Raw genomic sequence first — 12,332 nt, 5'->3', positions numbered from 1 at the left:
TTTACAATTGAAAGTATGTAATTAGATGTAGATTTTTCTATCTGACCAGTGTCACTGTACCTTTTCTTACTACCGTTTCCTCGTTGACATTTTTACCCTGGACTACCCAAACGTATGTACCAACGGCGGCGGGTGAGCCATTAAAGTAGCCGTCCCATCCCTGCATATACTTGTCAGTGCTGTACATCAGTTTTCCCCAGCGGTCATAGACTCTGAAAAAGTCCATCTGTACAATTCCGACAGGCAGCGGACGGAAGATATCGTTCTGGCCGTCTCCGTTAGGTGAGAATCCGGTCGGAACATAGATATCCGGTCCTGCGATAAAGCGGATTCTGATGTTATCCCGGCCTACACAACCTTCAGCCGTATAGACGGTTACGGTATAAGTAAAATCGTGATTGATGGTCGTAGTCGGATTATAGACATTCGGATGATCCAGTCCGTCGGTTGGCGTCCACACATAAGAGGTACCACCAGAGGCATTCAGCTGGAATGGCTGATTCAGGATGGCAATGGTATCATTACCGGCGAAGGCAGGTACCGGCGGCACTACATTGATCTGTATCGTATCGTTCACCGGTTTGGGACAACCCAGTACGTCCGTAACGGTAACGATATATCGTGTAGTGTCCGTAGGTCTTGCAGCGGTATTGGCGCTTCCTGGTGCGCTCAGGTTTGTGGTAGGCGACCATTGATAGCTGCTGCCGCCTGATGCCCGCAGGATGACCTGTTCTCCATAACAGATGGTAGTATCTTCTCCTGCGTAAGCAGCCGGAGGATCTACGACAGTCAGTTTTACATTATCGAAGCCGTCACAGCTACCCAGTTCTCCACGTACGGTGTATGTAACTGCAGGTGAAGGAGGAACGATGTTGAGTACAAGACCTTCTCCTACTATCGTATTGGTGGCCGCATTGTGCCAGGTAAGCGGGTAATCCCCATCAGGGAAGGCACGTAAATGCACTTCATCACCGGTACATACGGTGCTGTCGGCGATGGTTCTGATCACAAGCGTATCTCTTACATCTATTGCCACCTGTCTGGAATTGGTACAACCAGTAGCATCTGTAAATGTCACGGTGTAGGTCGTATCTCTTTTCGGTGAGATGGTAGGCGTCGCCGTGTTGGCATTTGTGATATTATAGGTTGGTGTCCAGGTGTAGGTACCCGTTACCACATTCCCATCTACCAGACTTTCTGCAAATAACTGCAGGGAGTTACGGATACAGAGGAGGGTATCCGGAGTCGTATTCAACGGTGGCTTATCATATATAATGATATTGGTCGTATCAAAACGTTCACAGCCCTGTACGGTCTTTATCTGCAGGACTACGTCATAGTTACCTGGGCCAGGATACTGATAAGTTGCGTTCTTCTGGAGGGATGTGTCGGCGTCAGTTGCTTCATTACCGAAATCCCAGCGGTAATAATTGATGGCATCAGTGCCGCTGGAGGTGGTAGAGCGATCGGTGAACACAGTCGTTGTATTGGTACAGAATCCGCTGATGCGGGGATCTGGCCGCAGCATCGGGTATACATAGGCTGTTGCGGTTGCGCTGTCGCCGCAATTACTGTTTTTATCTACCCAGAGTTTCACGGTGTAAGTGCCGTCCCGGGTGTAGGTATGTGGTAAGTCGGCCGTGCTGGTGGTCGTTACTTTCTGACCATCGCCGAAGTCCCAGTCATAGGTTTTACCTTCTGTACTATTGTTGATAAATGTGACGGTATAACCGGAGCAGTCATTATATTTCTCCGGCATGGCGGCAACTACTTCCCGCACACAGGTAGTGACGTTGATGTGGAAATCTTTGCGGTGGATGCCGAGTAGTGTGCCATTGCGATATTCGGAGGCGCAGACGGTCACCACATATTTACCGGCATTGGGAGCGATACCGGAGATCACCCCTGTTTTCGGATCAATGACTGCATCGATACCCAGCGGAGTTGATCCGGTGAATGGACTCTTATATGGAATAAAGTTATAAGGCGGTGCATCAGAAGGGTTGGGGATACCTGTCTGGTTGGTGGTATAACCACCGCCATATGCATCACAGAAGGTGTATACGAGGCTGTCGCTGTTGGGATCTATGGCAGAGAAGTCATAGGAGAATTTCTTATTAGCACATACCAGTACTGCTTCATCTTTTGCGAAGTAAGGGCTTGAGTTATCCAGAATACCTGTTGATCCTGGTAATTCGGTGAAGTAGGTGGCACCGTTGCCAGGGAATTGCTGTTCATTATTCGGATTACGTGTATCCACGATATTCTGCATAGAGTTATCGCGGCAGCAGCTCTGGAAAGACACCACATAACCGCTACCGGTAACCGGCACTGTGATATTGTGAATATAGGTACCGATCTGGAAACAGATATCCGGTGGATTCACGATACAGGGATCTACCTGTCCGAGGTTTTTTGTTTCTTTGGTGGCCCTGCTTACCAGTGGTGCATCGAAAGGTGTGTTGCTGGCTTTATTGAAAATGGAGAAGTAGACCTTATCGGGCAACTCTGCTATATTCTGTCCGCTGCCGCAGATACGGAACAGCTTTAACGTTACCTGGTAGGTAATCGTATTATCAGTTGTATTGCGGGAAACATACTTATAAAACATTTCACCTCCGATAATGTGGGAGGCTTTCGTAACGTTTCCAATCAGGAGAATAAATAGCAATAGTCTAAGGGTCCTTTTCACATTCAATAGTGTTGGCAAAAAAGAATAAACTGTTCTAGCAGTTGTTTACTGGCTTCGGGCATTTCCCACATGCCCATATGTCCCGTTTCTTCAAAGATGTAAATGCTGCTGATGCGTGGTGTGGAAACCTGCGGCAGCACATGCTGCATGGGTACTGCTGTATCATCTTTTCCGATTACAAACAACACGGGCACGGTGACAGATGATAAGATTGCGGTGCGGTCCGGGCGTTGCATCATTGCTTCGTAATAAGCGATCTGCGACGACTGCGGGCACTGCAAACACATCTGAATATACGACTCAATTTGTTCAGGATGCTGCTTTTTATAGGCAGGGCTGAACATATTAGGCATTGTCTGTTTTACAAAAGCTTCATTGCCATACTTCTCAATCATATTTATTGATTTCCGGCGGGCTTCTTTTTTTTCTTCTGTATCTGCTGCGGCAGTGGAATGGAATAAACCCAGTCCCTGTATAAGTGCAGGATACTTCTCTGCCAGTGCAAGGGCTACATATCCCCCCATGGAATGTCCGATCACTGTTGCCCTGGATATACCTTCTGACTGCAAAAGACCGTATACATAATCGGCCATACTTTCCATACTCAGCGGAGTGGTGACTGGCGTATTGCCGGTACCCGGAAGATCGGGTACGATCACATAAAACTGTTCGCTCAAGGTATCCAGCTGATGTTGCCAAATCTGGTTATTCTCAGAAAAACCATGGATTAACAGCACAGCCGGCTTTTCCTTTAGATTGTTATTTTGGGTTGAAGGTTTATTTGACACGAGAATTAATTTTTTTAGTTGCAAACGACGAAATACGATGTGCTCAATTGCCATTTGTGAGCTTCAGCTTTCTGGTGAATTTCAGATAATAGCTATATAAAATGATCATCAGACAGCATACGATGGCTGCTTTGGAAATCAGATCCCCGAATCTTACATAGAACGTAAAAGTATCGCCTGGTGTTACAGTAGCGGAGATAACTCCTTCTTTCCAGTAGGGGAGTGGTTGCTGCAATCTGCCCATCGGATCTACTACGCAGGAGATACCGGTATTGGCGCTGCGAGCCACCCAGCGGCGGGTTTCAATAGCTCTAAGTCGGGCGTATTGTGCATGCTGACGATGGCCTTCCGTATCGCCCCACCAGCCATCATTGGTAATGATGAACAGCAGATTGGCGCCGCGTCTTACATGTTCTGCAACGTATTCTCCATACACTGATTCGTAGCAGATAGTAGGTAATACTTTAATATGAGTGTGGACGTCTTCCAGCAGTGCTACACCGGGTGTAAGACCATATCCACCGCTGATACCGCCCATATCCAGTGCCAGTGACTTCATGAAAGACATATAGCGGGCATAGGGTATCAGTTCTACGCCCGGTACCAGTTTAGCCTTATGATATATCTGTACGGCGTAAGATGTATCCAGTTGTATAGCACTGTTGAATACATCATAACGCAGGTTGCCGTCTTCCGCACTACGCGACAGCACGGGCGCTTCGTCCACCACATCATAGCGTTTCAGGGTAGTAGCGCCGCTGATCAGCGTTGCCTGTGGATGGCTGCGCAGGAATTGTCTGATCCGCTCTGTTTCATTTTCATACGCCAGTTTATGCTCCCATACCCCGCGTGTGAATAAAGCCGTTTCCGGCCAGACGATATATTTAGTCGTACTGTCCGTTTCTTTTGCGGAAAGCGACAGCAGTTTATCCAGTTGTGCCTGTTCGTTTTCTTCTGCGAATTTGTCGTAAGGGTCAATATTTGGTTGCACGATCACCACTTTGGCAGTAGGACCGGCAGGTACTTTAAAACTATATTGTATCAGAGAACTGAGCAGAAGGGGAATAATGATCAATGCAGCAGGTTTCCAGGCTGTTTTCCACAGGAATGTTGAAAAAGGTACCGCGTATTGTTTACGCTGCCGCCAGGTTTCATAGATCATGATATTCGCAAGCAGTACCCATAATGTACCGCCACTGACGCCGGTATATTCATACCATTGTACCCAGGAGGGATGCATAGCGAATACGTTGCCCAGACTGAGCCATGGCCAGCTGAATTCCCAGTTCAGGTGCACAAATTCGAACGTCAACCAATATACTATCAGGGCAAAATAGCCGGCTGTTCTGCCTAATCTCGTTCTTGAGCGATGGTATCCCATGAGGGGAACACTCATCACCAATGTGTTAATGAGGTTTGCAGCCAGTCCGCTGGCAGGTACGGTGGTATTACCTACCCACCAGGTGGTAGCGAGGTTCCAGAAGAACAATGCCAGGAAAATACATCCGTAAAAGCGTCCGCCATGTGGTACGATATCCGCCAACCGCAGCAGCGGAATAAATGCGATGAATATCAGGAAGGTAAAGGGCGCGGTTGGCCAAGCGGCCCATAACAGCAATGCACCGGCAAGGCTTAATAGTATGGGTAACCAGCGTTTCATAGTCGAGTTGTTTTGTGAGCGGACCTCTATGCAGGTGCATGGATGACCATAGTTATTGTTGTCAGATCGCCTGCCTGGCAGGTCGGGAAAGAGCGAATATAAAAGTACTCGGGCAAATAAATTATTAAATAATGATAAAGCCTCCTGCTCAAGTCAGGAGGCTTTATCATTATTGTGAACTGCGATGGTCAATCGTCAATTATCTGTCAACTGTATATTATCACACATCAATCACTTCAGTACATTATTGCTTGTTCACCATCGGTTGTCAGCAAAAGATTATTTGCTGTAGTTCGGTGCTTCTTTTGTGATCACCACATCGTGCGGGTGGTTTTCTTTTACAGTAGCAGGAGAGATCTTGATGAACTGTGCTGCCTGTAATGCTTTAATATCTTTAGAACCGGTAAGACCCATACCGGCACGCAGACCACCAACGAACTGCTGAATTACTTCAGACAGGAGTCCTTTATAAGGAACGCGGCCTACGATACCTTCCGGTACCAGTTTCTTGATATCGTCTTCTTCCTGGAAGTAGCGGTCTTTACTACCTTCTACCATTGCTTCCAGAGAACCCATACCACGATAAGACTTAAATTTACGGCCTTCGTAGATGATAGTTTCTCCAGGGCTTTCTTCCACACCAGCGAAGATAGAACCAGCCATAATAGAGGAAGCGCCTGCTGCCAGGGCTTTCACCATATCACCTGTATAACGGATACCACCATCAGCGATCACCGGAACGCCTGTTTTCTTCAGTGCTTCAGCAGCGAGCAATACGGCAGACAGCTGAGGGAAACCTGCACCTGTCACAACACGGGTTGTACAGATAGAACCTGGTCCGACACCTACTTTAACCGCATCAGCGCCAGCGGCAGCCAGTGCTGCTGCACCTTCGCCTGTAGCTACGTTACCAGCGATCACTTCCAGTTTAGGGAATGCTTTTTTGAGTTTTTTCAGGCTGTTGATAACTGCGATGGAGTGACCATGTGAGCTATCCAGACAAACCACATCCACACCTACATTGATCAGTGCCTGTGCTCTGTCGAGAACATCCGGAGTGATACCCAGTGCAGCACCTACCAGCAAACGGCCATAAGCGTCTTTTACTGCGTTAGGATAGTTGGATACCTGTAAAATGTCTCTGTAAGTGATGAGTCCTACCAGTTTACCGTTTTTGGCAACTACCGGCAGTTTCTCGATTTTATTCTGCTGAAGGATCTTTTCTGCTTTCTTCAGGTCGGTACCTTCGGGTGCAGTGATCAGGTTTTCAGTAGTCATAACTTCGCTAACCAGGCGTTTGTGATTTCTTTCGAAACGCAGGTCGCGGTTAGTGAGGATACCAACCAGTTTGCTGTTTGCATCCACAATAGGAATACCACCGATGCTGTTTTCTTTCATCAGGCGGAGTGCTTCTCCTATTGTCGCATTGGCATGCAGGGTAACCGGATCGAGAATAAGGCCGTTTTCACTGCGCTTTACTTTTCTCACCAGTTCTGCCTGTTTCTCAATGCTCATATTTTTATGCAGAATACCAATGCCACCCTGACGAGCCAGTGAAATGGCCAGGTTAGCTTCAGTAACAGTATCCATGGCCGCAGAGACCATCGGTATGTTAAGGCGTATGTTTTTGGTAAGTTGCGTTGAGATGTTTACGTCTCTGGGAAGCACCTCAGAGTAGGCTGGAACCAGGAGTACGTCATCAAAGGTAAGTCCGTCCTCTACAAATTTCGGTTTTGATTTTCCGGCAGGCATGTTGCAACTATTTGTCAGTTATTAAATAATTGCACGCAAATGTACGGCTATTTAGGGAAATAGAAAAATGTTGCTGCAAAGGAATGTGATTAACGATGTTTTGTGTGGGTGGAATGCGGTGGATGGCAGGGCGGGCTTGTATTGTTAATTGTTGGTTAACCGATTCTTCGTTAAAATGAATGGTTCTTTCGATTATATCCTTATTACACCGCTATTACGCCGTTATTTATTCGTTGATGAACGAAGGGGTAACGGCGTAATTGCGGTGTAGTAAGGGGATAATACGGAGAAATGTAGTTATTGTGTTGGAATACAATGGTATAGGTTGGGAGTGTGCTGCTTTATTATATATCGGGAATTGTTTGTTATCTGTATAATGAATATATCGGGAGATGGTTGGTGGTGGTGGTTGTAGGCAGGGAGATACGCTGCTGCATTCAGATGGTGTCGCGGACTGGTGCCCGTTAAGTACATGATTGGGCTTTGGGAGGATGGGTTATGGGTTGGGGCTTTGGGTGGGCTTTAGCTGTATCCAGGGGGATACGCTGCTGCATTCAGATGGTGTCGCGGACTGGTGCCCGTTAAGTACATGATTGGGTTTTGGGAGGATGGGTTATGGGTTGGGGCTTTGGGTGGGCTTTAGCTGTATGCAGGGACGGGCTAAGGTCCGCTTTATCATCTGAATGCCTTTGATAGTTCCTGCGTTTCTTGGGGCTTTGGGGTGGTTGAGAGTTGTGGGCAGGGGGATACGCTGCTGCATTCAGATGGTGTCGCGGACTGGTGCCCGTTAAGTACATGATTGGGCTTTGGGAGGATGGGTTATGGGTGGGGCTTTGGGTGTGCTTTAGCTGTATGCAGGGGACGGGCTAAGGTCCGCTTTACCATCTGAATGCCTTCGCTAGTTCCTGTGTTTCTTGGGGCTTGTGAGGGGAGAGTTATGGGCGGGAGATATGTGGTTTGGTACGGTTTGATAGTGTTGATATAGTGTGATCAAGATGTGGGGCTGGGAGAGGGCAAAGCGTTATCGTTCCGGAGATACTGTGTTGCTCCGGATAGGCAGATTAAAGTGAATACAGGGGGAGTTGTGGTTGATCTGCAGGTGATCCGCAGGTAATCTGTAGACAGTGGATGGTGATATCTGTAGACAATGAATAATGATATCAGGTGAATATGGATGTCAAATGAATACTAATATGAATTGAATACAGATATCTATTAAATACAGATATCTATTGAATAGAGATATCTATTGAACACAGATATCAATTGACAAGTTGGTACTTCTGTCCGGGCAGACTTTTTAAAACGTGCCGCATTTCTAGTTTTAGGACCAGTGAATTTACCTGGCTGCCGGGAAGATGACTTTCTTTGCGCAGTTCATCGATGTGTTTTTCTGCATCGCCACTGAATAGTGTAACAATATGTTTTTCTGCATCATCGAGTGTGATAAATAATTCTTTCTGCGGATTGAACTTTACAGCAGATGGGGTGTTGTCAGTATGCCATCCCATTGTCTGTAAAAAATCTGTGGCGCTGGTGATCAGCATGGCTTTGTTGGTCCTGATCAGTTCATTACAACCAGCGGCGTGTGGATCATTAGCGCGGCCCGGAATGGCAAATACATCTTTGTTGTAGCTGTTCGCAATATCCGCAGTGATCATCGAACCTCCTTGTGTACCGCTTTCAATAACGATAGTGGCGTCTGCAATACCAGCTACGATGCGGTTGCGCATTGGGAAATGCTGTCTGTCTGGTTGTGTGTAACTGGGAAATTCTGTGAGCAGTCCACCGTTATCGATCATTTCCATGGCTGTACTTCTATGCTGCTGCGGATAGATACGATCCAGTCCATGAGCGAGTACGCCTATTGTTGGAATACGCTGTTGTACAGCGCGTTTATGTGCGATGATATCAATGCCATAAGCCATTCCGCTGATGATCACTACATTGTGTGAGGTGAGTGCTTCTACCAGTTGTGCACACATGTTTTTGCCGTATTCTCCGGGTGTGCGGGTACCGACAATACTGACCATCCTGGCTGCATTCAGGTTGGTAGTGCCTTTATAGTATAGCATTACCGGACTGTCGGCACAATGATGTAACCTTTTCGGATAAGCTGTACTTGTATAGAAGATCGCCTGGATGTTGTGTTTTTCCAGGAAGTCAATTTCCTTGTCAGCTTTTCTGTAGTCACGGAATTGAAAGATCGCATCCGCTCTGACAATGCCGATGTCAGGAATATTCCCGAGTTCTTTTCTCGAAGCGTTCAGTACCTCACTGGCTGAACCGAAGTGTGCCAGTAATTTTTTTGCGACAATATCTCCTATCTGTGGAATTTGTGTAAGTGCAATCTGGTGGCGTAATTCCTCCTGCATATTGCTTATTTTTGCGGTTAACATATCTAAGTTAAAACATCTTCTGATTACTCCCATGCAACACAAAAATATTTTACTCACATGTGTATTCTTTGCCGGTATGATTGCCTGCAAAACAACACAGTCGCCTGTTGCGACCACACCAGCTGCACCTGCTACCGTATTACAACCTTATGGTCCTGCCTGGGCCGCTTTGTGGCAGCAACGATCATCAGAGTATAAAGCGCTGTGTTTTCAGGCATATAATATCGCCAGGGTACGATTGGATGAAAGTTTGTCACAGTCCGCCTCACAGCCATTGGCGATTGTAACGGATATTGATGAAACCGTACTGGATAACAGTCCGTATACAGTGCATACATCCTTGAAAGGCCACGGTTACTCAGAAAAAACATGGGCAGAATGGACGGCAAAAGCGAGTGCGGATACAGTGCCAGGCGCATTGTCTTTTTTGCAATACGCGTCAACTAAAGGCGTGCATGTGTTTTATATCAGCAACCGTGCAGAAACAGAACGTAACGTTACTTTACAGAATCTGCAACGCTGGCATTTTCCGGATGCAGATAATGAACACCTGTTGTTAAAAACTTCTGGATCAGGAAAGGAAAGTCGTCGTGCGCAGGTCGCACAAACGCATAAGATCATATTGCTGATGGGAGATAATTTAGGCGACTTTGCAGAGATATTTGATAAGCAACCTGTGGATAAACGCACGGCATTCACACAACAATCCGCTGCTGATTTTGGTAACAGATTTATTGTATTGCCCAATCCGATGTATGGTGATTGGTTGCCTGCCATGTTTGAGTATAATTATAAGCGTAGGGCAGGGGAGATGGATTCTTTGTTGAAGAAGCAATTGAAAGATTATTAAGACAGTTAAGCATTCATCATTCAACATTTGGCTTAGGAATGTAGCGTTGATCGGGTTGACAGGATTAAGATGATCAGTAGCTATATTTTAACATAATAAGAACGGCGCTTCAGTGATTTGAAGCGCCGTTCTTATTATGTTAAAGTCTTAAAGTTTGATCAGTCGTTAGTTGCAGCGAAAGAAATCAGCTAACGCAAATTCTGATGCCTGATTGAATGCTTACAAAGTAAGAATTTTCAGCTCCGTTCTTCTGTTTTCCGCTCTACCTGCAGCTGTCATATTATCCGCCACCGGTTTAGTTTCTCCATAACCTTTGGCTTGTAATCTTTCAGCAGCAATGCCTTTATCTACCAGGTATTTCACAACCGCCTGCGCACGACGTTCAGACAGTAATACGTTGTCTTTGGTATTACCGATATTATCGGTGTGACCGCTGATTTCAATTGTAACGGTCGGATTTTCTCTGAGTAATGCGACAAGTCTGTTCAGCTCCAGTTCAGAACCTGTTTTGAGCGCGAACTGTCGGGTATCAAAGAAGATGTTATGCAGTACGAGTACTGCACTTGTATCCAGTGGCTGTAAAGCAATTTCTCTGTAGAATGATGAATCAGGAGAGACGTTTTTCAGCGAGAAATTATCTGAATAGAACAGATAACCCTTGCGGTTTACGCTGAAAGCATAGTCTTTTCCGGTTGGTAACGGCGCCATGAAATTACCTACTTTGTCTGTGCGGATAGTTGCTGCTACCTGCCCTGTTGAAAGGTCGTAAGTTTCGATATTGGCTATCAGACGTTTCTGGGTTTTTGCATCATAAACAAATCCACTTACGTAGAGTGTTTTCAATGGTCTTACTTCCGGATATAGTTCGAAGCTGTAGAGATCCAGTTGTCCGCGGCTATCAGATCTGTCGGAAGCGAAATAAGCCGTTTTACCATCCGCAGCTACAATCAGACTTGCATCTTCGTCAGCTGTATTGATAGGATAACCTAAGTTAACGGCTGGTCCCCAGCTACCATCAGGCTGACGGCGGGATACGAAAATGTCCATATCGCCAAAACCCTGGTGTCCGTTGGAGGAGAAGTACAGGGTCTGGTTGTCAGGATGTATGAAAGGCGTTGCTTCACGTCCGGTTGTATTGATATTGGAATCGAGTCTTTCCGGATAACCCCATTTACCGTTAGGTTGCATTTTACTCATGAAGATATCAGAACCTGCATCCTGTGTTTCACGGGCAAAGTAAAGGGTTTGTTTATCTGCAGACAGACTTGGCTGGGATTCCCATGCACGGGTGTTGATAGGAGAACCGAGGTTCATCGGATCAACCCATAAGCCTTCTTCTGTACGGATAGTGTAGTAGATATCACAGCTTCCTCTACCACCAGGAAAGTCGCAGCCGGTGAATACCAGCATGTTACCATCCAGGGATACGTTCTGAGCGCCTTCATTATTAGCAGAGTTTACTGGTGCACCGATACTGTAAGCCGGCATCCAGCCAAGGCTGTCGTCTTTTTCGGATACATAGAAATCTTCGTTTTTGCTATTTACACGCCGTGTAAAGACGAGCATACGACCGTCAATGGTGAGCGAAGGAAAATATTCAGGGTCTTTGCTGTTGACGCTGTCTCCCAGGTTCTTTGGTTTGAAAGGAACCGGTTTGGCAGCTGCTTTGGCAGCGAAAGTATAGGTTCTGATCAGGGCTTCTGCTTTCTCACTTCTTGTCTTACCGGTCTGACTATAGATGGTAACAGCAGTGAGTGCATCTGCGAAACGTCCTTCTCCTGCCAGCGCTTTGGAGTAGGCCAGCAGTGCAGGCCGGATAGAAGGGCTGTCCAGGCTTTTAAGTGTTTCGAAATTAATGATTGCTTCTTTGTACTTTTTCAGCTCTACGTAGGTGATCACCATTTGTCCATAAGCATCTGTAAAACCGGGTTCCTGTCTTACAGCGTCTTTCAGCAGATCAATCGCATCCAGCATACGATATTCCCTTACGGCCATCTGAGCATCATCAAAACTTTTCTGTGCTTTTTTCTTTGCATTGTCATAGGTTATCACCTGGGCATTCATCTCCAGGCCTAACGCTAAGCAACAGCATATCAATAAGAGGACTCTCATCATAACTTAGATTGGCTTGAGCGCCAATATATGAAAAAAAGCACAAATGTAATGTGTTAAAATGATGTATGGATGTGGA

Annotated in this window: 7 protein-coding genes; 1 reads left to right on the top strand and 6 read right to left on the bottom strand. The window is 46.3% G+C overall.

The window, feature by feature from the left end:
• Positions 1–37: 37 nt before the first annotated feature.
• The 5 genes from CPIN_RS34365 to dprA all read right to left on the bottom strand — a co-directional run bounded on the left by CPIN_RS34365 (position 38) and on the right by dprA (position 9,267).
• Positions 38–2,692, bottom strand: a complete 2,655-nt coding sequence (locus CPIN_RS34365) for a T9SS type B sorting domain-containing protein (protein WP_148230692.1) — start codon at positions 2,690–2,692, stop codon at positions 38–40.
• A 2-nt stretch (positions 2,693–2,694) separates the two neighbouring features.
• Positions 2,695–3,480 carry an alpha/beta fold hydrolase gene (locus CPIN_RS34360; RefSeq protein WP_044223145.1) on the bottom strand — a complete coding sequence of 262 codons (786 nt, stop codon included), beginning with the start codon at positions 3,478–3,480 and terminating at the stop codon, positions 2,695–2,697.
• 43 nt (positions 3,481–3,523) lie between these two features.
• On the bottom strand, positions 3,524–5,140 hold the full coding sequence (gene lnt / locus CPIN_RS34355) for an apolipoprotein N-acyltransferase (RefSeq protein ID WP_012794501.1): 1,617 nt from the start codon (positions 5,138–5,140) through the stop codon (positions 3,524–3,526).
• Between the two features lie 279 nt (positions 5,141–5,419).
• Positions 5,420–6,892 carry an IMP dehydrogenase gene (gene guaB, locus CPIN_RS34350; RefSeq protein ID WP_012794500.1) on the bottom strand — a complete coding sequence of 491 codons (1,473 nt, stop codon included), beginning with the start codon at positions 6,890–6,892 and terminating at the stop codon, positions 5,420–5,422.
• A 1,262-nt stretch (positions 6,893–8,154) separates the two neighbouring features.
• The gene (gene dprA, locus CPIN_RS34345) at positions 8,155–9,267 is read right to left on the bottom strand and encodes a DNA-processing protein DprA (protein ID WP_044223142.1); all 1,113 of its coding nucleotides are present in this window, start codon (positions 9,265–9,267) and stop codon (positions 8,155–8,157) included.
• A 55-nt stretch (positions 9,268–9,322) separates the two neighbouring features.
• On the opposite strand from dprA, the gene CPIN_RS34340 reads away from it, so the two are divergent.
• Entirely contained in the window at positions 9,323–10,141 is an 819-nt protein-coding gene (locus CPIN_RS34340) for a 5'-nucleotidase, lipoprotein e(P4) family (RefSeq protein ID WP_012794498.1), read from the top strand.
• 219 nt (positions 10,142–10,360) lie between these two features.
• Here the strand turns inward: CPIN_RS34340 and CPIN_RS34335 are convergent, their stop codons facing one another.
• Positions 10,361–12,256, bottom strand: a complete 1,896-nt coding sequence (locus CPIN_RS34335) for an OmpA family protein (RefSeq protein WP_044220389.1) — start codon at positions 12,254–12,256, stop codon at positions 10,361–10,363.
• Positions 12,257–12,332: the final 76 nt, after the last annotated feature.

Source organism: Chitinophaga pinensis DSM 2588, assembly GCF_000024005.1.
Lineage (GTDB): Bacteria > Bacteroidota > Bacteroidia > Chitinophagales > Chitinophagaceae > Chitinophaga > Chitinophaga pinensis.
Note: the sequence above shows the minus strand (reverse complement) of the source record. Positions and strands in the feature narration are given on the sequence as shown.